This is a genomic window from Enterococcus sp. LJL120 (assembly GCF_054871765.1).
This window is the reverse complement of record NZ_JBTXLV010000012.1, coordinates 13,484-36,424: the sequence shown is the minus strand read 5'-3', so window position 1 is coordinate 36,424 and position 22,941 is coordinate 13,484. Positions and strand designations below refer to the sequence as shown.

The window sequence follows — 22,941 nt, the reverse complement described above, 5'->3', positions numbered from 1 at the left end:
CTTCAGTTATCTTTTTAATAATAGTATACCAAAAAAAGCTACCTTAAAAGAGATGGCAAACAAAAAATAGCCAAGGTTTCCCCTGACCGCTAACTTATCTCGACAATATGATTATAGCATTTCATAAATTAATTTTACTCCCTATCATTCCTAGTCCGGCAAGTTTTCTCTATCCTTAGAGTGCCCTACCACCCTTTACCAAAGCAAAAATGCTTTCGTCTATTTTATAACCTCAATCCAAATTTGGCTTCGTCTAAAATCCGACACCTCATCGTCAAATCGCATCTCAATACAATCTATTTTTAAATTGATTACCCGCGCATTTTTGCTCTCGTTAAATCCACGATTATATCCTGACGGCGCAAGTTTGCGCTCTCCACACTTCTGTGGTCAGTAAATTTAAGGACTGGGGACTTTCTCCCTCAGCTATTTTAAGGGTGTACCAAAAAGTACAGGGTAGCACAGTGTAACGCTAAAGACATTTTTGTCCAACACGACAGAATCAACGTTTTCAATAAATCTATACTCGGCCTTTTGCCTAAATGATATAATTCAAAAGAGCCGCTCAAGATTAGTTGAGCGACTTTTTTATTTCTTTCTACGAGATTGCATGTAGTCTTTCATATAATCAGGATTCTTTAGCTTCCATTGCTCACGGCTTTCTTTATGTGCTATACGCTTGCAATTTTCACTACAATATCTTGCATTCGCACGCTGTGTTCCAAAAGAACTGCCGCAAATTACACACTTTTTTAAACCCATAGGTTACCTTCTTTTCTGTTAAACCATAAGACACGAGAAAAAATGTACAGTGACGGCGTGAAGGTCACTCACAGGCGTGGAGGGGGAGGTATCCCCCCTCTTTCATTCCAATGGACCAATTTATTTTTCTGACTTAGTAAGACCAGAAAGCAAGCTTTTATACGCTGCATCTTTTTTTAATTGGTCATTTGATTTAACACCTTTTTCTTCATATCTTGCTTCAACTTCTGCAATTGCTCTTGCCTTCTCTTGCTCTACTTCAACTGCTCGCTGCTTCTCGGCTGTCTCACGCTCTGATAGAATTGCTTTAGCAAAGAGTGACTGAACTTCTTCTCGTTGCTTCTGGTCATTCTCCCGCTGCTTCCGAAAGTTGTCTTTAGACTTCTCTACCTTCTTTTGAAACTCTGTATCAGCCCGCTCCTGCATGCCTTGTGAGTCTAGATAATTCTTTTCTGTCATGGGTTTCCCCTCCTATATTTTATTAGCCCCAGTATTTAAAGCTTGAAGGCTGTTCCTGCTCTCCGGAACGTTTTGCTAATGGCGACCCTTTTACTTTGTTGTTATAAAAAGCATGAACGGTAACATCCTTTTTATAAGTCTTATCTGCCGACCAGGTGGTGTTTCCGTTATCTAATTGAAGCTTACCTTCTGGCTCTTTGTATACTTCTCGCTGCAGTCTATGCAGTAGTTGGTTAGCTTGTTGAAAGATACAGCTTGATTCTTCCGATATGTTTCGTAACTCTGCTATCAGATCAGCAGCACGAGTATTTTGTTCTTCAAGAGCTGCGTCTGCCGCTTGTGTAACTTCTGACAAAAGCTGGTTATACTCTGTCTTTGTGACCAAAGGTTCACCGGCTAGCTTTTCCTTTTGTTTTTGATATAGTTCTTTGGCATGATTGCTTGACCAAATCCTATCTTTCGCCAAGTTGTAGTTGTCAACATTCACTTCATTTTCTGATGCCAGCAAATCATCATTGGCCTTTTTTACCGACTTAGAAGCTTCATCTATTTTCTCTTGATATTCCTGAATCTCTTGCTGATTTACAGCCAGTTTGTCGTTTAATATTTTTTCAATTTGTTCTAATGTTTTCATTGTAACTCTCCTCATGATTGTTCTTATTTTTTGCTGATACTGGAACTTTCTTAAACCCAAAACTTAAAAGCTGTAATACTAAGCTATCCTCGTCAAACGAATGAAATACTTTAGCTAAGCTTTCCTCACTTGTCACAACAAACTCCTTTTGATACAGGAACCGTTTTTGAGAAGGTATTCTCGAAAAAAAGAGTTTGCCCGATAGTTGAAGATAAAATGTTTGCAGCTTATCATATTCTTGGCGCAATATGCGCTTCATTGCTGAAGCTAAATTTTCCTCAGCTTCAATTCTCTTAGTTCTAAACTGATGAAGTGGCAACCCATATTTATGTGATAGCTCAACGTCATTGACTGGATCAACGGTCTGATAAACACCTCTCTTTGCATCAAAAGAACATAAGTTGGTAGAATAATAATATTTATCGGCCAATACTTTCCTATCCTCTTCATTGAGTTGTTTGAGTCCGTTAAAAAGTATCTTAGCGTTAGTCATTTCAAGTTCCGTCAACTCGTATCTGGCCACCTCGTAAAACTTCCATTTCTTGAGATAGAATGGCACTCTAACAGATTCATAATGCAAAAAAATCACACATCCTTTCTAAATTTTCATCTACATCCTCAACTAACTCAATCCTTTCAAGCTCACCAGGGTCAATACCATCACGAAAACACAAAGAAGATTCTATTTCGTATATTTCGTCAATTGTCTGGTCTATTAATTGCCTAGGGAGTATTGGCATTACTTCGTTACTCTTAAATGCACGATAAAGCGCATCACAGTCATTGGAAGATAAGCTTTCCAAATACCGATTAAAATGCCGATTACGATACACGTATCGGTCAAAGCGCTTGTCAACTAAATCCATACATTCAAGAAGCTTTTCGACTTCTCTGTCTGGTCTGAATCCTCTAGTGACTATCCCCAGCTCTCCATACTCGGTATGAGTTGACATGTTTTGAGAATAGAAAATTGTTCGCAGCCTCTTTTTGTATCGCTGCAATGATTGAAAAATAGTATTCATATTGAAATAGCTTTTAAGCATTATTTCATCAAAAGGATCCAAACAAATCACTCCCTTCTTAAAAATAAAAAGAGGACACAAGGGGCTGGCCAAAAAATCGACTAACCTCTCATGTCCTCTGGTTTTCCAGTCAGACTATTTAATTTTTTGTGACGTGGTTGTTTCTGTGCGAATGACTTTTCCATCCTGTATAATGACTTTTACTGTGCCGTGTTCCGGTAAGTCAAGGGTAACTGATTTATTATTGGTATCAATGTATTAATTTATCCATTTACTCCCCTCCTTTCATTATTTATATGTGAGCCAACCTTAACAATGCTTAGCTGCTCTACTTTTCGTACCATATAGATATGATAGTTGTAGCTGTCATCCATTCACTATCCCCAGTTGTAGCACTACTTTGTTTAATAAACTTAATTTTTATATCCTCATTATCTTCCAGAAAAGCATTTACTTTGTCATCTAAAGACAGAAATCCCCCGTCTCTAGCTCCTGGTGGTAGTTGAAGAATACCTTCAAAGATTTTTACTTTCACTCAAAAGCCCCCAATTTTGTTATTTAATTATTTGGGCGTAATTTGCGCCAAACTAAAACATTGATTTGAAGCCTTTTACAACTAAATTACGCCAGAGTACGCCAAACTTAAGCCAATGCTAAAGCACTCGTATAACAGGCTTTTTCTCGTTTTCGGCTTATGGCGTAATTGTTTCAACTCTTTATATAAATTTTTTATTTCTTCTTTTTCTTTTATAACTATTTTTTTATATAAAGAATAAAATAATTTAAGCCAAGTACGCCAAAACGGCTGTAAGTATTGCTAACACTGCTTTTTGTTTGGCGCATTCTTGGCGTAATCGTGGCTTAATTGGCTTAAATTCTATTCTTTCCTCTCAATCAAACGTTGATTTTTACCCTTTTGAGTTTCATCCCAAACAAAAGGATAATGTTCGATATCTTCAAACATAGAGAAGTCCTCATGCTTAAAATAGTTGCCCGGTTTCTTTTGGCTCGTATACTCCCATTCGTCTCCAATTTCCTTTTTCAGCTCCTCTATGAATGTATTCAACGCAATTATATAGGTATCTTTTACTCCTTCAGCACGCATATATGACGTGAAACCATGATTGTATAAGAAACTAATAGGTATACGTAAACTAACAAATTTATCTTTGTAATCTAGCCAATATCGTTTAACTGGCTTCCGCTTAAGTTCCATTTGAAAAATTAAATTCTTACTTTCCTCCGTATCTTCAAATCCCACGTTATCCATATTCAACACTCTAAAAAGAATATACTCATGCAGCTTCGCATCTTTTACATATTTATTTTTGACATTTGGATTGTTTTGACTTCCTGTATACGATTGATTTTTAAATTCAACAAGCAGAATCCTTCTTTTCTCAGCACTATTAAATTTGTTGAAATTTGGCCTCTCATTCATTAGCTGCAAAATGAACACACCTAACTTATCCGTAAACGTTTTTTCGTTTTTTTGTTCAATGGAATTGTAATCATTTGAAACTGCCGTTTTAAAGTTTTCGCCGTCTAAAAATTTAACATCGTCATTTTCATCACCACTGACAAAAGTTTTTCCATAGATTTCAGCATTTACCCACCTTGTATCAAATCTCTTTAGGTTAGCGCTAGCATGATTTTGCTCACCTACCATGTTCACAATTAAATCCTTGAATGTTCCTTTTCCTGTTCGACCTTCCTCAGAATAGAAGAAAACAGATTTTCCATGTTCAATATTTGGGTTATTCGCATGAAAAATACATCTCCAGAAATTGAGTTCTTTTGTGCGATCATCACCACTCAATTGCTTTATCCATGTTTCAATACTCCAGCCATCTTTATACTTCGGTTCTGGTGCATTCTCGACATATTTTGTATTAATGCCAGTTAAAAATACATAGTTAGGTGAAAATGGCTCAAGCTTCCTTGTAGTACGATTGAACACGCCGTTTTTACAAACAATTAAATTTTCATCCTTTGTTTTGGGCATCATTTTGCATTCAGTGGATAAAAAATGTTTCACTTGCTTACATTCATGTTCTAATTTTTCATAGTCAATTTTTAAGATTAATCGCTTCAAAAAATCAAAACTTTGTTTGTATAACCCTGTTTCCATGTCGTAGATAATAAATGGGTAGCTATCTTCTTCACTTTGGACAATCAAACGGTAAAACTGACAATGTACTTTTAAAATGTTTGCGATACTTCTTGGTTTAATTCGTGAGCGTTTTACGATAAATTCATTCTTAGGACCTTTTTTCACTTCCTTAAGCATCTGACGTTTTAAAATCCCTTCGATTTCAAGGATAGTGAATAGTTCATAGTGGTTTTTTGGTCTATACGTTCGAATGACTTTAAGGCATTCCTTGTAAGTAGCTGCATCTGTTTCTTCGGCTGTATCATAGATTTCTAGCAGATCTGTTTTTAACTGTTGTATTAATTTAAATGAAATCTGATTTAATTCAAAATCCTTTTCTGGCGTAGTTCCTAATGCCCAACCAAAGAATTCAGCAAACGGTGTACCATTTTTAACTTGGGATGTGTCGTGCTTAAAATGTTCGATATTATTTATTGCCCAATCCTCATTGTCCATGGCCAAAATAGTTAAGCAATCCTGGACCGTCTCCCAATCAATGGCACCAACTTCAAAATTATGTTTGATGTTCATATATGGGTATTTGATGAAATAATCACGATCTAACAATTTATTTCCTACTCGCTGGGTGTAAGCCGTAACCATAGCAACAGCGGATTCATGATTTAATTCGCCAGTAAAAGTAACGCTTGGAACATACTCTTTTTTCGTCTTTGGTTCAAAAAGAAACTTTTCAACATTCAAAGGCTCTCCTTCTTGTTTAGTAATAAGACTTGCAGGAGATAATTTATTAAGCGTTGGCATACCCATTAATTGCCCCCAAGTTTTAGAAGCATTATCCGCAGGAATTCCGATATAATCCATCACATTTTGAAGTAGGTTATCATTTTCATTTCTGTTATATGGCCGGCTGGTTTCAATTATCAATCGAAATCTCAATCCCATTTGCCCTACATAATTAGAAATTGAAGGGTAGAGAATAAACTTCACGCCTTGAAGCCTATCTCGCAACTGACCTAAAAAAACTGAATACATCATGTCAATGCTATCGTAATCAATTACAATCATGTCTTTCTGTAAAAGGTTCTCGTTGCTCCGTTGTTCATTTTTAAGCTCTCCAGCTAAGAAGTACACCACTTTCTTTTTAAACGGTGCTATGACAGCCTTGGTAGCCTCAATGGTTTCTTTTGAAAAGTTTTCATCAATAGGAACTTCTTTAGGTGTGTAATCCCACAAATATTGAAAAGGCGTTTTTTCTGTTTGAACTTTCTTCATCTTTTTTGTACTGTAACCAACACTTGTATAAAGCGAACTACTCAATTTGCCTCACCATCCCCATCATTCAAAACTCTCCCTTAGTAACTGGATTTTCCCTATTAAGATATATTGCAATGTCACTAACTGATCTATATTGCGATCAGTCTCATGTGCTAATAATTTCGCAGAATTGCCTTTCTGCCGCCGGTAATTTACACTTCCTCTTTGAATACTGTCTAAGGACTCCCCAAGAAAGAAAAGTAAATGCTCTGTTTCCAATAACTCACTTCCCAAATCGTCCAAGTCAATTTTTTTATTCAATGTTAGTCCCTCCTGTGTATTCCTTATATGCCCATTCATCATAAGCAATCCATAAACTAACTCCTACTAAAATAAAGATGGCCAGCTTCACATAGAACGAGAATACTGTAGTAATTCCGCCGGCTAAAAAAGCTAATGCTACGAGTCTAACTTTTTTCATCAATCGTCGCCTCCAAATCTAGAAGCTCATTAACCAAACTTTCAGTCTTTAATTCAACCATTCTTAAAATCTCAAAAATATTATCAAACCCGTTTTCTGCAGTTAAACTCCAAAGTGTATAAAATTCGCCATCATTCTTATCATTTTTTTTGATTTGAAGCTGCATACAGCTAATATAGTTTCTTATCAATGACAAGAGGTAAGTTTGATTACTTAATTCAGAAGTGATGTCATTTATTTTTCTTACGTTCATTTTTGATTTCCTCCATAATCTTTGGTATAATTATGGCAATAAATAGGGATTTCTCCCATGCTTGCCTTTATCCTGTCCGCCAAGACTTGAATGGATAAGGCTTTTTTTATTGCCATAAATCATTTAAATACCCTCCACTAATCTTTTAATCTGAACTTCCATTTTTTTCTGAATGTTCATCTGATTACTCATCTTACGTCTCTGTTTTTATCCATGTTGCCTTTTGCATCCGGTCAATTAATCTTAATTTGCATCTAATCCATTCAATCTCAATTAATTCTTCGGCCGTTGGTTTCTGCAGTGTTTCAAATAGCCTCATTACGATTTTATGCCGTTTAACTGCCAACGATGCCACATACTTAATAATTGCTTGATCTAACATATTTATCCCCTCTTTCATATTTTATAGAAACACTTATTTCTTTTCTGATAATCACGGTTTGGCGTTGATGGATTTATTTAGTTTCATTTTCTAATAACCATTTTTTTATGGCGGTTTTACTAAAACACTGTTTTCTATCAGATAATGTTCTTCCTCTTGGAAATGTTTCATCAGCTAGCAACTCTTCGACATATGCAGCGCTGCAATTATCTAAGAAACGTCGTAAAGCCATCTTCGTGTATAGAATGTCATTATCAATATCTGCGTCTCTACGGGCATCTGATATAGCTCGCTTAGTCACTTGATACACCGAATCATAAATACAATTCAATTGCTCTGGCGCTAACGTATGGCTCACTTCAATCTCGAATTTGGATTTTTCTACAGATTCCACGTTGTCACCTCCAATCTTTTTCAGAACAAGCTACGTTAAGTCTTCATTTGTGCTCAAATTGATCATTCGCCTTTTCCTTTTTTGTTGGTACGTACTCAATTAACTCACTCAAAGGAATTTGCAAATAATCACAAATTTTTTGCAAAGTATCTAATTGAACATTGAGCGCACGTTGATAATAGATTTCTGTAAGTGTAGTTTTACTAATCCCGGTACCACGATAGACATCAGAAACTTTCAAGAGTCGTTCTCCTAAAATCCGAGATAAATAATTTTTCATCTCCATCTCTCCTCTCCGTACAACTTTACATTTACTTTGTACATTTGTATGGTACATTGGTTTTTTTTTTGTGTCAAGCGTTTTATAATTATAATTGTATTTTGTACATCTGAATGGTATTGTTTAAGGTAGAGGTGATATTAATGATTGAATTTAAATTAAGACAATCTTTGGCAAAAACAAAGAAAACTATGGCAGATATTAATAAAGAAACTGGAATCTCAAAAAATGCTTTAAGTCAACTTGCAAATGGTTCATCTAAAGGAATACAATTTAAAACCTTAAACAAAATTTTAGGATGTTTAAAAATTCCTGTTCAAGAACTAATTGTCTACACTCCTGATTCCATTACAGGCATTAGATTCATTTTTGATTATGATGAAACCCCAAATATCACTGTATCTTTTTCTGAATCTACGTATGGTAACAGCGATGAGGATTCTATTAATTATGTATCAGAAATAAGCTTTGGGCTCCCTAACTTTCGTGTCACCGCCGAGTTCGATGATGTTATTTTAGCAATTCCTTGTGAAATTAATGTTTCATACAGCATTGACAATGATAAAGAGCTCTCAGGTTTAGACATAGATTTTAAGAAAAATGAAATAGTCAATGAATTGGTAGTGCCATCAGTATTTTCAGGAGACTATTTTGAAGAATCCTTGATTGATTACATTATTAATTTGGCGGAAAATCTATTTCCAGATGAAATTGAGAACGTTGGTAGTTTATTAATTAATGCAGATTTCAATTAATACTAGTTATATTTAACTCCCTACATATCTACTCTAATTGGCGTTGGTGGTAGATAGGAGAAATCAAAATGACACAAATAGAAAAATACACAAAAAAAGACGGTTCAACCGCCTATATGTTCAATGCTTATGTTGGTCGCCACCCTCGAACTAAGAAAAATGTTTATCGTAAACGACAAGGATTTAAAACGAAAAAACAAGCTCAAATTGCACTTGCTAAGCTGCTAGAGGATATAGATGAGAATGGCTTTGATGATGATGCTAAAGAAGAAATCGTGACATTTAAGCATCTATATGATAAATGGTTGGCTCAGCATAGATTAAACGTCAAGCCTTCTACAATCGCACTTAATAGACGTTTTATTGAAGGTCATGTTTTACCTTACCTTGGTGACTGTCCTTTGGGATCTATCACAGTTATTCAGTGCCAAGACTTAGTAAACAAATGGTTTAGCCAAGGATACAAACAATATAGCTATTTTCGTAAAGGAACAGCTCAAATCATGAGGTATGGTGTTGCTATGGAGTTGATGGATAGTAACCCAATGGCTAAAACTATTCTTCCTAGGGCTAAAGAAGAAGAAAAAAAGCTTCAATTTTATACTAAAGAGGATTTAGCACATTTTTTCGATTGCCTTAAAGACTTCGGAAACTTTAAACAGTTAACATTCTTTAGGCTATTAGCTTTTAGTGGGTGTCGGAAATCTGAACTGCTTTCTTTACAATGGAAAGACTTAGACTTGGTGAATAAAAATGTTTCTATCGGCAAAACTTTAGCTTTGGATGAATTTACTAATATTATTATCCAGACACCTAAGACAGCTTCCAGCACAAGAACCATTAGCCTAGATGATGAAACTATCAAAATTCTTTCCAAATGGCGCACAATACAGCGGACTGATTATCTAAGCATGGGATTCAATACTTCTAGCGAAGATCAATATATTTTTACCAATAATCGCAATGAATTGTATTACCCTCAAGTTGTAAATGACTGGCTGAATTATCTCGTCAAGAAATATAACTTGCCCAAGATAACACCTCACCATTTTAGGCATAGCCATGCATCACTTCTTTTGCAATCTGGCGTACCAGTTAAGGAAGTAAGTGAGCGGTTAGGCCACAAGGATGTAAAAATTACTTTAGAAATTTATACCCATGTCATGCCGGAAGAAGCAGAAAAAACGGCTGATAAATTTGCTAACTTTGTTGGATTTTAAGGAGGTGGTTTTCAGTGGGAAAAACTGTTCCCAAGCCAAGTTCATTTAAAGCAGAACTTCACACAATGAATCAAATATTAAAGGTAAGCTCTGACTTCGACTATATGTTTTTGGTAAAATTTGTATGTTGCGAGACTATCATGAAACAACTTCTTCGCTGGTATAAGTATCGTTCAAAAAAACAAATTGATAATATTGAAAAAATTACGCTTGATGGTAGATCGATTGCTCCAGCCTTAAACATGTATTTTGGTAACAGCCAAGCATATAGCATAGTTAACATACCAAAATTATTTCACTCTAATCAAGATTCTTCTAAAATGCTTAGAAATAAAATTGCACATACTTTACCAAAAAAAACCTTAAGCTTTAGCAAAAAGAAATTCAAAGAGCATAATATGGTTATGGATGATTTTTTATCACTTTTCAAATGATTCACAGACCTTTTCACAGACCTCTACTATTCCAGAACAAATAAAAAAGCTAGGAACACTGTCATATCAGCGTTCCTAGCATATAAAGTAGGCCTATCCCACACTACCTTCCATTTCATAACTGATCAAACGATTTAACTCCACCGCATATTCCATCGGTAATTCCTTCGTAAATGGTTCGACAAAGCCCATGACAATCATTTCTGTGGCTTCGCTTTCGGTCAGGCCACGACTCATCAGGTAATAAAGTTGTTCTTCAGAAATTTTAGAAACCTTGGCTTCGTGTTCTAAAGAAACTTGGCTGTTGTGGATTTCATTGAATGGAATTGTATCGGATTTCGATAGTTCATCCATGATGATAGTGTCACATTCGATATGGGAAATTGAACCGGCACTGTCCTTGTTAAAGGTTACTTGACCACGGTAGTTTACTTCGCCGCCGTCTTTGGAAATTGATTTTGAAACAATTGAGCTGGAAGTGTTTGGTGCGTTGTGAATCATTTTGGCACCTGTGTCTTGAATTTGTTTAGCGCCAGCAAAAGCAATTGATAACATAGTGCCGCGAGCGCCACGGCCATCAAGATAAACACTTGGATACTTCATAGTAGTTTTGGCGCCTAAGTTTCCGTCAATCCATTCAACTGTTGCGCCTTCTAAAGCTTTTGCTCGTTTAGTAACTAAATTATAGACATTGTCTGACCAGTTTTGGATAGTCGTGTAACGTGTATAGGCATCTTTCAAGGTAAAAATTTCTACGATGGCTGCATGCAAACTATTGCTAGAATAAGTTGGTGCTGTACAGCCTTCGACATAATGAACGCTGGCACCTTCGTCAACGATGATAAGTGTCCGTTCAAATTGACCGGTATTTTCAGCGTTGATTCTAAAATAAGTTTGCAGAGGGACATCGACTTTGACGCCTTTTGGCACATAGATAAAGGTGCCGCCAGACCAAACTGCTGAATTTAGCGCAGCTAATTTATTGTCTGTTGGTGGGACTAATTTGGCAAAATATTGTTTGAATAATTCTGGATATTCCTTTAAAGCAGAATCTGTATCGGTGAAGATGATTCCTAATTTAGTGAATTCATCCTTCATATTGTGATAAACAACTTCTGATTCATATTGGGCAGAGGCACCGGCTAGATAAGCCCGCTCTGCTTCTGGAATCCCGATGCGTTCAAAGGTTTCTTTGATTTTATCCGGCACATCTTCCCAATCTCTTTCGGGACGGTCGCTGGCTTTTTGATAGTATTTGATTTTAGCAAAATCAATATCTGATAAATCTGGGCCCCAGGTTTGCATTGGCATTTTGTTGAAGGCTTCTAAAGACTTCAACCGAAATTCCAACATCCATTCTGGTTCTTCTTTTACTCGTGAGATTTCCCGGACGACTTCTTCGGTTAAACCTTCACCCGTAGTAAAAACGGGTTTGACGTCGTCATGGAAACCAAATTTATATTCTTCTAACTCGGGTACTCCCATGGTCCCACGCTCCTTTTCTGATTGGTGTAATGGAAAAGTATTGAGGACTTTTCTTAATTACATTGGAAATTTTATTCTGCCCCGTGAAATTGATGAACCACGCCATGACCCTCTTCTTCATCGATGGCCTTGCCTAAAGCTTTCCATGCTAAGGTTGCACATTTGATACGGGCAGGAAATTTGGAAACGCCTTGGAGCATGGCGGCATCGCCGAGTTTTTCTGCCTCAGGGACATCTTCGCCTAAAACTAAATGGGAAAAATCATCTGCTAATGCTTCGGCTTCGACCACTGTTTTGCCAACAACGGCGTCTGTCATCATTGAAGCACTGGCGGTTGAGATTGAACAGCCGCTGCCGCTGAAGGCGATGTCTTTGATTACGCCGTCTTCAATGGCTAATTCCAATTCAATGACATCGCCACAGGTTGGATTGTTCATTTCAATTGCATTGGTAGACTCCCCTAATTTGCCATGATGATGGGGATGAGCTGAGTGATCGAGAATGACTTGTCGGTATAAATTATCTAATTTAGATAGCGCCATTTGCAAAAAACTCCTTTGCTGCCATAATCGCTTCGACTAAACGGTCGGCATCGTTTTTCGTATTGTAAAAATAGAAACTAGCTCGAGTGGTTGCGGGAACGTTTAAATAATTTAATAATGGTTGTGCACAGTGATGGCCAGCTCGAACGGCAACGCCCTCCATATCAAGTGCAGTTGCTAAATCATGAGGGTGGACGCCGTCAAGATTAAAGGCGATCACGCCGGTATGCTCTTGCGGATTTTGCGGTCCGAAAATCGTAAGGCCTTCAATTTCCTGCAGCCGTGGTAAAACATAAGCAACTAATTCTGCTTCGTAATTGTGGATATTTTCTAAACCTAGTTCACTGAGGTAATCAACAGCGCTGCCTAAAGCAATTGCATCACCAATATTAGGTGTACCGGCTTCAAATTTCCACGGCAACTCTTTCCAAGTGCTGTCCTGCAGATGAACAAAATCAATCATCTCGCCACCAAATTCGACGGGCTCCATCTGATCTAGCCATTGGCGTTTGCCATACAAAATGCCAATCCCAGTTGGGCCGCACATTTTATGGCCGCTAAAGCAATAAAAATCAGCGTTAATTGCTTGAACATCAACGGGCATATGCGGTACCGACTGGGCACCGTCGACAACCATTACAGCACCGTGTTGATGAGCTAATTCTGCTAATTCAGCAACAGGATTAATCACACCTAAAACATTCGAGACATGGGCGATTGCAACAATCGCCGTTTTATCGGTAATTTGTTCTTTGGCACTAGTCATGTCCAAAAAACCATCTTCGGTAATCTCAATATATTTTAAAACAGCTTTTTTACGCTTAGCAAGCTGCTGCCAGGGAATGATGTTGCTGTGATGTTCCATATAAGAAATCACAATCTCATCGCCTTCCTTGACAAAGGCATCTCCATAGCTGCGGGCCACCCAGTTTAAACTGGTCGTCGTTCCCCGTGTAAATAAAACTTCTGCCGCTTCATTGGCGTGAATAAACTTTTGAACTTTTTGACGAGCTGCTTCAAATTCAGCTGTCGCTCGTTCGGCTAAGGTATGGACGCCTCGATGAACATTGGCATTGTCCCGCTCATAATAACGATTTAGACTTTGCAAAACGGCCCGTGGTTTTTGCGTGGTTGCGGCATTATCTAGATAAACTAAAGGTTCGTCGTTGACTTCCTGATCTAAGATTGGAAATTCTTGACGGATTTTTTGTGCATCGATCATGCATTCAACTTCCCTTCAATAACCTCAATAATTTCGTTTTGGACTTCTCGAACTGGAATCGCCGTAATCACTGAACCTAAGAAACCACGAATAACCAAACGTTCAGCTTCTTCTTTGTGTAAGCCACGACTCATCAAGTAATACATTTCTTCTGGGTCAACTCGACCAACGCTGGCTGCGTGACCGGCAGTTACTTCATTTTCGTCGATTAATAAAATTGGATTGGCATCGCCTCTTGCTTTATCTGAAAGCATTAGGACCCGACTTTCTTGTTGGGCATCAGCGCCCTTGGCCTTTTTCAAAATATGGCCAATACCGTTAAAGGTCAAAGTACCTCGTTCTCTAATCACTCCGTGTTGAAGAATATGACCAATCGTATGAGGTGCTTTATTGGTTACTCGGGTGTCAATTCCTTGTGTTTGGCGGCCACCGCTGATGGCAACAACCTTCACTTCAGAATGGGCACCGTCACCAACTAAATCAGAATCAAAATCGGCAATCACATCGCCGTCATTCATCACACCAATTGCCCAGTCAACTGAAGCATCCCGCATAATGTAACCACGACGATTTAAATAGGTCGTCATATTTTCACCTAATTGGTCCACGGCGGAATATTTTACTTTGGCGCCGGCTTTGGCGATTAATTCAACCACGATGTTAACGGAAGCTTTGGTTGTATCTTCGCCAATCGTTTGAAAACGTTCCAGATAGCTGAATTCACTATGTTCGTCAGCAACGATTAAAACGTGTTTGAAATAGTGCTGTTGACTGCTGGTATCATTTAAAAATAAAGCTTCCAATGGTTCTTCAATTACGACATTTTTAGGCACATATAAGAATAAGCCGCCATTTAAAAAGGCTGTGTGGTAAGCTGTCAATTTATCTTCGTCTGCTAAGACAGCCTTGGTCATAAAATATTCTTTGACTAATTCAGGATATTCAACTAAGGCTGTTTCCAAACTGGTGAAAATCACACCTTGATTAGCCAATTTTTCTGAAATTTGTTCAAAAATGGTTTCGGAACCATTTTGCACGACTGTCGGATTGTCTTTCATTTGATCAAAGACGGGAACTGTGCCAGCTGCTGTAGTGACCATATTTTCTGGTGTCACCTTCAAGAGCGGCCAACGGTGAAATTTAACCCGTTCAATTTTTGGTAACTCTAGCTCATCCATTTTGGCTAAAGCCGCTTTACGCAATTCTAAAAACCAAGCTGGTTCGTTTTTTTCAGCAGAAAAAGCGGTAATGGCCTCTAGATAAGCTTCATTTGTTTTTGTCATCAAGCTTGGCCTCCTTATGCTTCTTCTTCTTTGTATTCAATGCCTAATTCTTTACTGATGCCAGCATAACCTTCTGCTTCTAAACGTTTAGCTAAATCAGCATCACCGGTTAAGACAACCCGACCATCCATCATAATGTGGACAACATCTGGTGTAATGTAATTTAGTAGACGTTGGTAGTGGGTGATGATTAACGAGCCGAAATTATCCCCACGCATATCATTAACTCCTTTAGCCACCACTTTTAAGGCATCGATATCTAAACCGGAGTCGATTTCATCTAAGATGGCAAAGGTTGGTTCCAACATCAACAATTGCAAAATTTCATTGCGTTTCTTTTCCCCACCAGAAAAGCCTTCATTTAAATAGCGTTCCGCCATTTCTTCTGGCATGTTCAGCAATTCCATTTTAGCGTCTAATTTTTTCAAAAATTCCATCACAGAAATTTTGTGGTCTTCATCCCGTTTTGCGTTGATGGCTGCCCGCATAAATTCGGCATTGGTGATACCAGGAATTTCACTTGGGTATTGCATCGCTAGAAATAAACCTAAACGGGCTCTTTCATCCACTTCTAGTTCTAAAATATTTTCACCGTCAAAAAGAATTTCACCTTTGGTAACTTCGTAGTTTGGATTACCCATGATAGCAGCAGATAAAGTAGACTTACCAGTTCCGTTAGGTCCCATGATGGCATGGATTTCGCCAGTCTTCATCGTTAGGTTAACACCTTTTAAAATTTCTTTATCCTCAATAGCCACATGGAGATTTTTAATTTCTAAAACAGACATTTAGTTCGACTCCTTCTTTAATTTCTCAGTTAGCGAGAGATTTCTTTCATCATTCTCAAAAAACCTGTCGAAAACCAAATTATTCTAAGATACATTCTAGACCAAATGATGGCCAAGCGCAAACCTCCAAGCCCGCTTTTTGCGAATAATTAGGAATTAAATCGGAAAAATCAAAAAATTCACTCCCTTTGCTGTTATTTATAATCAATCTAAATAGAAAAAGAATTTCAAAAGATTTCTGCTGAAAAAAATTCTAATGAGCTTGCACTATTTTATCGGCCTCTGCAATTTTTAATGGAATTGTGAAAAAGCCGAAATAAATTCGTTTCAAAAAAGAAAAAGGATCATATGGAGCTTAACTCCATATGACCCTTGAAAATGAATCGACGTCGTTTAAGTTTCAAAAACGTCAAAATTTTAAATTTAGAACTAGTGGTTAAGTCTCTAGCTATCTGATAGCGTTAAAAAACTGCATCATATAAAAATTAATTGCGTAACTTTCTTTTTAACAGGAACAAGACTAGCACAAGTAAAAATACACCGCTGATTAAACTAAGTAAAGCGATTATCGGATGCTCGCCAAGTTGCGGAAGATTACTATTTCCTTGTGAGTCTATCGAAATCTCATACAGCGTGCTGCTAATTTGCGGGACTTCCTCTGAAATACTTGAACTACTGGTGGTTTCAGTTGTTTCAGTGGGCGATAGAGTTCCGGCAATCGTTACGGTCCCTTCTTTTGCACTTACATCTATCGGGAAACATCCACCGATAAATGTAACGAAGAGAAGAGCAAGTAATGCAACTTTAGTTTTTTTCATAAATACTCCTTTGTAGAGTATAGTTTTTTACTCCCAGCTTTGAGCTGCAAAGGTTAATGTCATTGTGAACGTTGGGGCAATGGTTTCCGAAAGAGCTGAAGTTAAAGACCCATCATATTGAAAAGTTGCGGCATTATTTGTAACGGTACTACTGTCTGTGGCCGCTTCATCTGTACTTGCAATTTGGCCAACATTATTAGCTAAAACTAAGCTAGTCGCACCCGTCACGCCGGTAGTTCCATCTGTCACTAAAGAAGCTGTTGAAGAAGCTCCACCATCATTTCTATTTAAGTTCACTGCTAATGAAGAAATCGACGAAATATCTACACTATTTGTCTGTGTAATTCCTGTGGCAACAACACTGACCGGACGTCCAGAATTATTGGTAATCGCGTAGTCTGGAGATTCAATGGTAGTACTTCCTGCTGTATTGTAAAAGATTGTCGCTGTATCTAAAGTTACGTTAATCCACTGGTTAGAGCCTTCATTGATAGGTGCATCAGGATCGGTATTACTTTGACCTAGCGTTCCGTTAATTTGAACATCTCCGGTATTGGTGCCATTATTAATAGTTTCAGCGGCATGGACAGTTGTCGCTCCTAATCCGAAGGTAGCCAGTGTGCCTATTCCTAAAATTGTACCTAAAACTTTTTTATTCATTATGTGTTGTTCTCCTTTATAATTTTTTTATCAAGTCACAGTGAAGCTAACTGTTGCAGCAACTTGACCTTTCGCTTCTGAAGTTTCCGCATCGTACAATTTGAACAAGGCCGTCCCAGTATACGTACCTGCATCCAAATGAGTATCTAGCGTGGCATTTTTAACTTCATAACCAACGGCAATCGCTCCCGAGCTATAGACTACCGTGCCGTCATCTAAGGTGATAGTGACTGCAATGGGATAAGCATTAGTCGGTGGATTTTGAATATAAAGATCGCTTGAATCATCCTGACTGTCTACTTGAATTTCCGAGCCGATAATCATTTGAAATTGACTCGCATCCACTTCCGCTTGAGCGTATGTGGCAATTTCATCATCGGTCATTGCGGCTGCATCTTTGCCCTCTGGTAAAAAACTACCGGCGACAACTGTTGCTGTTTTTTCTTCTGTTTTTGAAGAGAAATACCAATAAAGTCCGCCTCCAACGATAGAAACCAGTAACAGCAGCAGTGCTAGAATAAGCCATTTTTTTCTTTTAATTGTTTTTTTATTTTTTTTCTTCAATTTTCTTCTCTCGCTTTCTTAGCTGCCGATTACGACAGTCAATGTATATTGAATATCTTGGACACTTGTATAGCTAACCGTTCCGCCGTATTGCCCGACAAGATTAAAGGTATCCTCACCACCGAAGCCATTCATTGAAAAGCTGTTCGTTGTGCTTCCATCTGAGATGAAGGGGATTTCTGATGAGGCATCGGAGGTATCTCGTAATGCTAAATACAAAGGATTGGTTGCCGTTGTATTATTGACATCATTCACTAAGGTGATGCCAGGAACGCTGGTCACCGATTGAATCCCCATTGTTGCCGGATAATTGGACTGATTCGTTACAGTGTAGGAATCAGCAGATGTAAATTCAGCATTATCGATAATTGAAAATGTCATTTCAATTGGGATTGAAACAACCAACGTACTTCTATCGACAGTCACTACCTGCGACACCCAATCTGTTGTTTGCGTCAATCTCCCCGAAGAAGAAATCGCCGTACCTCTTACAAAAACTGTATAAGTTCCCGCAAGAACTTCTGTTAAAGAGACTGAGTTGGCGGTTGTCTCGCCAGCGTAATCTGCATTTGAAGCGTTGGTTATAATACTTTGATTGCTATCGGTACTAAGGTCGGCATCATCACTCAGTGGTGAAGTACTAAATATTTTATATTCAACATTGGTTAAGCTGTAAGAGGAACTGGCATTCAAATTGGTAATATCAAGATTACTTGTGGCTTTGGTGTCGCTTGTTCCATCGGCTACTGTGCTTGTTGCATCAAAGGAGAGGATTGATTTTGGATAATAAACAACTTTTGCTACGTTTGTTGCAAATGCACTATCCGTCAAGCTAGTTGAAGTGGTAGCTGCACTTTTTTTAGTCGTCACGCCGCCAACGGTATAATCCCAAAGATAGGCATCCATGGTTGTCGGAGTCAGTGTCGATGTACTAGAAAATAAGCCGGTGCCTGAAGTGTTCTCGAAGGAAATTTCAGCAGGCGTTGTAGCATTGATTGCCATCGTTGCTGAACCAGAGCTGCCGACTCTCCCTGCTCCTGTTAGTGATAATGTGGCATTATTTCCGATGGTGTAGGTTGACGCTGTTCCAGTGCCGTTGGCCGGGTTGAACCCATAAGAACTTGCTGAGTAAAGAAAAACTGCTGAATCAGCTAGATTCAAATTCACATAATTTCGATCGTAAACAAAATAACGTTTATTAGTAGTAATATTTACGTACGCATTTGATTCGACATTGATAGTTGTTGTTTGAGTTGAATCTGTACTAGTAGAATTGTAAATAAATGCGGTGTTACCTGAACTAGTTTGCTCTATATTTGTCGTACTATCGGCTGCAAAGGTCAGGTTTGCCCCCTCCATGAACTCTTGAGAGTTGCTGCCGGAAGCGACGTTAAAATTGTTTGTCCCCTCAAAGGTGAACGTCGTGTTGCCGTTATAATTACACAATGGCTGTCCACCGTTAGAACCAAAATAGTCAACATTTCTAATTGTTAAATCAACTTGGGCATTATAATTTAAGATGATGCCGTAGTAGGTCTGGTAATACGTATACGAGCTATCACCGAAAGAGAGGTTTTCATAGGTGACATCATAGCCGCTGGCATTGACATAAAATCCAGCAGTTGAAGTGGTAGTCGAAGTTCCGGTTTTTAACATCTTATAGTAAGAACCTGCTGTATTATTTTTCAAACCATTGATAACTACATTGGAGTAGATGATGAAGCTATCACTATCGGTGTACGTGATATCATTATTGAGTTGAATGTATAAAGTCGAAGTTGAGCCGTCGCCATTTTTTAAGGCTGTTGTCAAATCAGTGGCATTTTCAACAATATATGGGTCGGATTCTACTCCCGACCCGGTAACCGCAGCAGAGGCTTTTTCCGGAGTTAAAACAATGAAGATGCTGCAGGCAAAGAGCAGGAAAAACATTATCGATAGTCTATTTTTCATTGGATTCACGACTTTCTGATTTTATTTAATCAATACAGGCTAAAATTCACTGTCGTAATAGTAATAAAATAGATTGATTTAGTAACTCGTTTGGTTTTATGCTTTTTACCCAAAAAAATAAAATTAAAAAGCTCCGACTAAAAAAAGCCGTTAAATAAGGATTTCTAAGCTGCCGGATAAAAATGAAGTAGACTTTTCTTATTTTTGTAAAAAAAAAAAAATAATGATTTTTACTTGTGGAGTGTTTTGGAGGAATTTTGCTGTGATGATGACTGTATCTGATACTCCACTATCGTCAAAGCTTCTAAAATCTGTGCTCTGATACGCTTTGGATCTTCAGTCGGGGCATATTTATCAGTGGGATTGTCGCAAATTTCACGGGATACATTAGTTTTAGGTACGGTCTTTATCCAGCTTTGGATAAATTAAGCCAGTGCGGGTCAGCGTGGTTTCCAGCTCGATGTTGCGCCTCTATCCAAGTTTTGGGTAAAATAAACCCACGCCTATGGATTTTCCAAAAAGACAGCACAAAAAAAATCAGCCGATAAAAAGAGGTCATGCCTCCTTTATCGGCTGATTTGCTATTTATTATTCGTCAACTGGTTTAACAGCGCCGCCCCATTTGTCGAGAATCCATTGTTGGATTTCATCGCTGTGGAGAACTTCCATTAATTTAACAATTCTTTCATCATCTTCATCGCCGGAACGAACTGCCACAATATTCGCATATGGCGAGCTGTCACTTTCTAAAGCAATTGCATCTTCAACTGGATTTAAGCCTGCCGCATACGCTAAGTTTGCATTGATGGCAATTAGATTGGCTTCATCATTTTCATAAGCCTGCGCTAAAATGGTCGTATCAATATCGCTGGTAAAGGTTAAATTTTTAGGATTGTCTTCAATATCATCAAAAGTAGCTGTTTCAATATCTACGCCATCTTTTAGTGTCAGTAAATCATTGTCCACAAAAATTTGTAAAATCCGGCCCCAGTCAGAAACTGAATTTGAGGTAATTACTGTTGCGCCATCTTCAAGATCATCTAAGCTGGTAATTCTTTGAGAATATAGGCCCATTGGTTCAATATGGACAGCACCGGCGCTGACAATATCATAGCCGTAATCTTCAATTTGCTGATTCAAGTATGGTAAATGTTGGAAGTAGTTGGCATCGACGTCACCTGCATCTAACGAACGGTTCGGGATATTATAGTCATCTGTCACCGTAATATCTAAAGTCACGCCTTCTGCTTCTAATAAGGGTGCAGCTTCTTCTAAAATTTCAGCATGAGGTGTTGAGCTGGCAGCAATTTTTAACACCTGTGTGTCACCGCTAGCAGAAGCGTCTGTACTAGAGCTCGCTGTTGAACTTGAGTCATTCCCGCAGGCAGCCAAACCTAAAACTACGGCTGCCGATAAAGCAAAACCAAATAATTTCTTCTTCATAAATTAAAATCCTCCATTTTTTCTATTTTTAGCGTTTATCTAAACGTTTCACTAACTGGTCACCGATAAATTGCACGATGAAGACAATTACTAAAATCGTAACTGTTGCAACTAAGACAATTGTTTGCTGATTGCGGGCATAGCCGACCTGATAGGCCCAGCCCCCAAGACCGCCACCGCCGATTGGGCCGGCCATTGCCGTAAACCCAATCATCGAAATAGTAGTTAAAGTAATGTTGGCGATAATACTCGGCAGACTTTCTGGAATCAACACCTTGCTAATCTTTTCAAAAGGTGTCGCCCCCATCGCATCGGCGGCCTCTAACACGCCGCTGTCGACTTCTCTAAAAGAAGTTTCCGCTAGTCTGGCAAAAAAAGGTGTCGCTGAAATAATTAAAGCAGGTAAGGCCGACTCAGCACCGATACTTGTACCGATTAGTTGCCGAGTAAAAGGCATTAATAAAAGTAACAAAATAATAAAAGGAATCGAGCGAAATATATTGCTAAACAATGAAACAATGCTGTAAATTATTTTTGCTAAAGCTGATGTTCTGCGGCCTAATAAATAAAGTAGCAGACCTAATAAAAAGCCTAAGACAATCACAAACAGCATGGAAATAATCGTCATATAAAGAGTTTCCAAAGTCATATCCAAAAATGTTTGGGGATCAATCTGCGTAAAATCAAAATAAGTTTCGACAAAGCCCTTATTCAAAATCGGTCACCTCCACATCCTGTAGTTTAAAGAAGTCAATTGCTTGGCTGATGGCTTGGTCGTCTCCTGTTAATAAAACAGTTAGCGTTCCAAAAGAAGCGTCCTCAGTTCGTCTGATGCGACCAGCCACGACATTAATATCAATTGGAAATTGCCGAATTGCCTGCGATATCACTGGCTCATTGGCATTGTTTTCTTTAAATTCCAACGTGACGATGCGGCCTTCTGGATTAGCCGCCACAAATTCTTGAATCAGCTGTTCATCGCTATTGGTTTCCGGCTGCAATTCTTGTTGCACAAAGCGCTTAGTGACCTCTTGTTGCGGGTGACGGAAAACTGCAGAAACTTGTCCGTCTTCGACAATTTTTCCTAATTCCATGACGGCAACTTTATTACAAATTTTGCGCACCACATGCATTTCATGGGTGATTAAAACAATTGTCAGCTTTAATTCGTGATTGATTTTTTCTAAGAGATTTAGCACTTCATCTGTCGTCTGCGGATCAAGAGCACTAGTTGCCTCATCACAGAGTAAAATATCCGGATTATTAGCCAACGCCCGAGCAATTCCCACCCGTTGCTTTTGACCACCGGAAAGTTGTGCGGGATAAGCATCTCCACGACCCTCCAAGCCGACTAATTGAATCAATTCATTGGCTCTTTGTCTGCGGTCGTTTTTGGCAACACCGGCTAACTCTAAAGGCAGTTCAATATTTTCTTTGACGGTACGGGACCACAGCAAATTAAAATGCTGGAAAATCATGCCGACTTTTTGGCGGAAGCTGCGGAGCTCTTTGTTTTTTAAGTTGGCAATATTTTGTCCCTGAACGATGACCTCACCTTTACTTGGTTTTTCCAAGCCGTTTAATAAGCGGACTAAGGTGCTTTTACCGGCTCCTGAATAGCCGACAATTCCGTAGACATCCCCCTGCTCCACATCTAAAGAAACATCCGCCACTGCGTGAATGGCGCCGGCTTTACCGGAAAACTCCTTTTCGACATGGTGTAATTCAATAAATGACATG

29 protein-coding genes are annotated in these 22,941 nt (G+C 38.4%); 3 read left to right on the top strand and 26 right to left on the bottom strand.

What is annotated here, in order from left to right; genetic code table 11:
• Positions 1–588: 588 nt before the first annotated feature.
• From ACYSNU_RS16735 to ACYSNU_RS16670, 14 genes are all read right to left on the bottom strand, one after another.
• On the bottom strand, positions 589–762 hold the full coding sequence (locus ACYSNU_RS16735; RefSeq protein ID WP_461738307.1) for a hypothetical protein: 174 nt from the start codon (positions 760–762) through the stop codon (positions 589–591).
• A gap of 120 nt (positions 763–882) precedes the next feature.
• A complete protein-coding gene (locus tag ACYSNU_RS16730; RefSeq protein WP_461738306.1) occupies positions 883–1,221 on the bottom strand; it encodes a hypothetical protein in 339 nt (112 codons plus the stop codon).
• Between the two features lie 22 nt (positions 1,222–1,243).
• Positions 1,244–1,855, bottom strand: a complete 612-nt coding sequence (locus tag ACYSNU_RS16725) for a hypothetical protein (RefSeq protein WP_461738305.1) — start codon at positions 1,853–1,855, stop codon at positions 1,244–1,246.
• Positions 1,833–2,363 (bottom strand): hypothetical protein, encoded by a 531-nt coding sequence (locus tag ACYSNU_RS16720; RefSeq protein WP_461738304.1) that lies wholly within the window; start codon positions 2,361–2,363, stop codon positions 1,833–1,835. The genes ACYSNU_RS16725 and ACYSNU_RS16720 overlap by 23 nt, the downstream gene beginning before the upstream one ends.
• Positions 2,364–2,424: 61 nt before the next feature.
• The gene (locus tag ACYSNU_RS16715) at positions 2,425–2,928 is read right to left on the bottom strand and encodes a hypothetical protein (protein ID WP_461738353.1); all 504 of its coding nucleotides are present in this window, start codon (positions 2,926–2,928) and stop codon (positions 2,425–2,427) included.
• A gap of 84 nt (positions 2,929–3,012) precedes the next feature.
• Complete coding sequence (locus ACYSNU_RS16710; protein ID WP_461738352.1) at positions 3,013–3,132, bottom strand: DUF2292 domain-containing protein; 120 nt, start codon at positions 3,130–3,132, stop codon at positions 3,013–3,015.
• A gap of 73 nt (positions 3,133–3,205) precedes the next feature.
• The gene (locus tag ACYSNU_RS16705; RefSeq protein ID WP_461738303.1) at positions 3,206–3,412 is read right to left on the bottom strand and encodes a hypothetical protein; all 207 of its coding nucleotides are present in this window, start codon (positions 3,410–3,412) and stop codon (positions 3,206–3,208) included.
• A 342-nt stretch (positions 3,413–3,754) separates the two neighbouring features.
• Complete coding sequence (locus ACYSNU_RS16700; protein ID WP_461738302.1) at positions 3,755–6,307, bottom strand: phage/plasmid primase, P4 family; 2,553 nt, start codon at positions 6,305–6,307, stop codon at positions 3,755–3,757.
• 18 nt (positions 6,308–6,325) lie between these two features.
• Positions 6,326–6,565, bottom strand: a complete 240-nt coding sequence (locus ACYSNU_RS16695; RefSeq protein WP_461738301.1) for a hypothetical protein — start codon at positions 6,563–6,565, stop codon at positions 6,326–6,328.
• Positions 6,558–6,725, bottom strand: a complete 168-nt coding sequence (locus ACYSNU_RS16690; protein WP_461738300.1) for a hypothetical protein — start codon at positions 6,723–6,725, stop codon at positions 6,558–6,560. The genes ACYSNU_RS16695 and ACYSNU_RS16690 overlap by 8 nt, the downstream gene beginning before the upstream one ends.
• Positions 6,712–6,978, bottom strand: coding sequence for a hypothetical protein (locus ACYSNU_RS16685; protein WP_461738299.1), 267 nt, complete (start codon positions 6,976–6,978; stop codon positions 6,712–6,714). Before ACYSNU_RS16685 ends, ACYSNU_RS16690 begins: the two co-directional genes overlap by 14 nt.
• Positions 6,979–7,171: 193 nt before the next feature.
• A complete protein-coding gene (locus ACYSNU_RS16680; RefSeq protein WP_461738298.1) occupies positions 7,172–7,360 on the bottom strand; it encodes a hypothetical protein in 189 nt (62 codons plus the stop codon).
• Between the two features lie 73 nt (positions 7,361–7,433).
• Positions 7,434–7,754, bottom strand: a complete 321-nt coding sequence (locus tag ACYSNU_RS16675; RefSeq protein ID WP_461738297.1) for a hypothetical protein — start codon at positions 7,752–7,754, stop codon at positions 7,434–7,436.
• Positions 7,755–7,797: 43 nt separating this feature from the next.
• Positions 7,798–8,034 carry a helix-turn-helix domain-containing protein gene (locus tag ACYSNU_RS16670; RefSeq protein ID WP_461738296.1) on the bottom strand — a complete coding sequence of 79 codons (237 nt, stop codon included), beginning with the start codon at positions 8,032–8,034 and terminating at the stop codon, positions 7,798–7,800.
• Between the two features lie 143 nt (positions 8,035–8,177).
• Between ACYSNU_RS16670 and ACYSNU_RS16665 the strand changes: the two genes are divergently transcribed.
• The 3 genes from ACYSNU_RS16665 (at position 8,178) to ACYSNU_RS16655 (ending at position 10,443) form a co-directional block, all read left to right on the top strand.
• Complete coding sequence (locus ACYSNU_RS16665) at positions 8,178–8,789, top strand: helix-turn-helix domain-containing protein (protein WP_461738295.1); 612 nt, start codon at positions 8,178–8,180, stop codon at positions 8,787–8,789.
• A gap of 68 nt (positions 8,790–8,857) precedes the next feature.
• The gene (locus ACYSNU_RS16660; protein WP_461738294.1) at positions 8,858–10,009 is read left to right on the top strand and encodes a site-specific integrase; all 1,152 of its coding nucleotides are present in this window, start codon (positions 8,858–8,860) and stop codon (positions 10,007–10,009) included.
• A 14-nt stretch (positions 10,010–10,023) separates the two neighbouring features.
• On the top strand, positions 10,024–10,443 hold the full coding sequence (locus tag ACYSNU_RS16655; RefSeq protein WP_461738293.1) for a hypothetical protein: 420 nt from the start codon (positions 10,024–10,026) through the stop codon (positions 10,441–10,443).
• 93 nt (positions 10,444–10,536) lie between these two features.
• Here the strand turns inward: ACYSNU_RS16655 and sufB are convergent, their stop codons facing one another.
• The 12 genes from sufB to ACYSNU_RS16595 all read right to left on the bottom strand — a co-directional run bounded on the left by sufB (position 10,537) and on the right by ACYSNU_RS16595 (position 22,940).
• A complete protein-coding gene (sufB, locus tag ACYSNU_RS16650) occupies positions 10,537–11,928 on the bottom strand; it encodes a Fe-S cluster assembly protein SufB (RefSeq protein WP_461738292.1) in 1,392 nt (463 codons plus the stop codon).
• A gap of 71 nt (positions 11,929–11,999) precedes the next feature.
• Positions 12,000–12,470: a Fe-S cluster assembly sulfur transfer protein SufU gene (sufU, locus tag ACYSNU_RS16645; protein ID WP_461738291.1), complete on the bottom strand. Its 471-nt coding sequence runs from the start codon at positions 12,468–12,470 to the stop codon at positions 12,000–12,002.
• Positions 12,457–13,692 (bottom strand): cysteine desulfurase, encoded by a 1,236-nt coding sequence (locus ACYSNU_RS16640; RefSeq protein WP_461738290.1) that lies wholly within the window; start codon positions 13,690–13,692, stop codon positions 12,457–12,459. The genes sufU and ACYSNU_RS16640 overlap by 14 nt, the downstream gene beginning before the upstream one ends.
• Positions 13,689–14,975 carry a Fe-S cluster assembly protein SufD gene (gene sufD, locus ACYSNU_RS16635; RefSeq protein WP_461738289.1) on the bottom strand — a complete coding sequence of 429 codons (1,287 nt, stop codon included), beginning with the start codon at positions 14,973–14,975 and terminating at the stop codon, positions 13,689–13,691. Before sufD ends, ACYSNU_RS16640 begins: the two co-directional genes overlap by 4 nt.
• Before the next feature lie 14 nt (positions 14,976–14,989).
• Positions 14,990–15,763 carry a Fe-S cluster assembly ATPase SufC gene (sufC, locus tag ACYSNU_RS16630; RefSeq protein WP_461738288.1) on the bottom strand — a complete coding sequence of 258 codons (774 nt, stop codon included), beginning with the start codon at positions 15,761–15,763 and terminating at the stop codon, positions 14,990–14,992.
• A 485-nt stretch (positions 15,764–16,248) separates the two neighbouring features.
• A complete protein-coding gene (locus ACYSNU_RS16625; protein WP_461738287.1) occupies positions 16,249–16,581 on the bottom strand; it encodes a hypothetical protein in 333 nt (110 codons plus the stop codon).
• A 27-nt stretch (positions 16,582–16,608) separates the two neighbouring features.
• The gene (locus ACYSNU_RS16620) at positions 16,609–17,241 is read right to left on the bottom strand and encodes a hypothetical protein (RefSeq protein ID WP_461738286.1); all 633 of its coding nucleotides are present in this window, start codon (positions 17,239–17,241) and stop codon (positions 16,609–16,611) included.
• Positions 17,242–17,271: 30 nt separating this feature from the next.
• Positions 17,272–17,805 carry a hypothetical protein gene (locus tag ACYSNU_RS16615; protein WP_461738285.1) on the bottom strand — a complete coding sequence of 178 codons (534 nt, stop codon included), beginning with the start codon at positions 17,803–17,805 and terminating at the stop codon, positions 17,272–17,274.
• Positions 17,806–17,823: 18 nt separating this feature from the next.
• On the bottom strand, positions 17,824–19,758 hold the full coding sequence (locus tag ACYSNU_RS16610) for a hypothetical protein (RefSeq protein ID WP_461738284.1): 1,935 nt from the start codon (positions 19,756–19,758) through the stop codon (positions 17,824–17,826).
• 588 nt (positions 19,759–20,346) lie between these two features.
• Positions 20,347–21,201 (bottom strand): MetQ/NlpA family ABC transporter substrate-binding protein, encoded by an 855-nt coding sequence (locus ACYSNU_RS16605; protein WP_461738283.1) that lies wholly within the window; start codon positions 21,199–21,201, stop codon positions 20,347–20,349.
• 28 nt (positions 21,202–21,229) lie between these two features.
• Positions 21,230–21,916 carry a methionine ABC transporter permease gene (locus ACYSNU_RS16600; RefSeq protein ID WP_461738282.1) on the bottom strand — a complete coding sequence of 229 codons (687 nt, stop codon included), beginning with the start codon at positions 21,914–21,916 and terminating at the stop codon, positions 21,230–21,232.
• Positions 21,909–22,940: a methionine ABC transporter ATP-binding protein gene (locus ACYSNU_RS16595; protein WP_461738281.1), complete on the bottom strand. Its 1,032-nt coding sequence runs from the start codon at positions 22,938–22,940 to the stop codon at positions 21,909–21,911. Before ACYSNU_RS16595 ends, ACYSNU_RS16600 begins: the two co-directional genes overlap by 8 nt.
• Position 22,941 lies beyond the last annotated feature (1 nt).

Excerpts from the sequence above, each read along its gene's own strand:
- sufD (WP_461738289.1), bottom strand. The coding sequence starts at position 14,975 with ATGACAAAAACAAATGAAGCTTATCTAGAGGCCATTACCGCTTTTTCT.
- ACYSNU_RS16595 (WP_461738281.1), bottom strand. The coding sequence starts at position 22,940 with ATGTCATTTATTGAATTACACCATGTCGAAAAGGAGTTTTCCGGTAAA.
- ACYSNU_RS16665 (WP_461738295.1), top strand. The coding sequence starts at position 8,178 with ATGATTGAATTTAAATTAAGACAATCTTTGGCAAAAACAAAGAAAACT.
- ACYSNU_RS16620 (WP_461738286.1), bottom strand. The coding sequence starts at position 17,241 with ATGAATAAAAAAGTTTTAGGTACAATTTTAGGAATAGGCACACTGGCT.
- ACYSNU_RS16685 (WP_461738299.1), bottom strand. The coding sequence starts at position 6,978 with ATGAACGTAAGAAAAATAAATGACATCACTTCTGAATTAAGTAATCAA.
- ACYSNU_RS16610 (WP_461738284.1), bottom strand. The coding sequence starts at position 19,758 with ATGAAAAATAGACTATCGATAATGTTTTTCCTGCTCTTTGCCTGCAGC.
- ACYSNU_RS16725 (WP_461738305.1), bottom strand. The coding sequence starts at position 1,855 with ATGAAAACATTAGAACAAATTGAAAAAATATTAAACGACAAACTGGCT.
- ACYSNU_RS16735 (WP_461738307.1), bottom strand. The coding sequence starts at position 762 with ATGGGTTTAAAAAAGTGTGTAATTTGCGGCAGTTCTTTTGGAACACAG.
- ACYSNU_RS16640 (WP_461738290.1), bottom strand. The coding sequence starts at position 13,692 with ATGATCGATGCACAAAAAATCCGTCAAGAATTTCCAATCTTAGATCAG.
- ACYSNU_RS16605 (WP_461738283.1), bottom strand. The coding sequence starts at position 21,201 with ATGAAGAAGAAATTATTTGGTTTTGCTTTATCGGCAGCCGTAGTTTTA.
- ACYSNU_RS16730 (WP_461738306.1), bottom strand. The coding sequence starts at position 1,221 with ATGACAGAAAAGAATTATCTAGACTCACAAGGCATGCAGGAGCGGGCT.
- ACYSNU_RS16660 (WP_461738294.1), top strand. The coding sequence starts at position 8,858 with ATGACACAAATAGAAAAATACACAAAAAAAGACGGTTCAACCGCCTAT.
- sufU (WP_461738291.1), bottom strand. The coding sequence starts at position 12,470 with ATGGCGCTATCTAAATTAGATAATTTATACCGACAAGTCATTCTCGAT.
- sufC (WP_461738288.1), bottom strand. The coding sequence starts at position 15,763 with ATGTCTGTTTTAGAAATTAAAAATCTCCATGTGGCTATTGAGGATAAA.
- ACYSNU_RS16670 (WP_461738296.1), bottom strand. The coding sequence starts at position 8,034 with ATGAAAAATTATTTATCTCGGATTTTAGGAGAACGACTCTTGAAAGTT.
- sufB (WP_461738292.1), bottom strand. The coding sequence starts at position 11,928 with ATGGGAGTACCCGAGTTAGAAGAATATAAATTTGGTTTCCATGACGAC.
- ACYSNU_RS16680 (WP_461738298.1), bottom strand. The coding sequence starts at position 7,360 with ATGTTAGATCAAGCAATTATTAAGTATGTGGCATCGTTGGCAGTTAAA.
- ACYSNU_RS16690 (WP_461738300.1), bottom strand. The coding sequence starts at position 6,725 with ATGAAAAAAGTTAGACTCGTAGCATTAGCTTTTTTAGCCGGCGGAATT.
- ACYSNU_RS16625 (WP_461738287.1), bottom strand. The coding sequence starts at position 16,581 with ATGAAAAAAACTAAAGTTGCATTACTTGCTCTTCTCTTCGTTACATTT.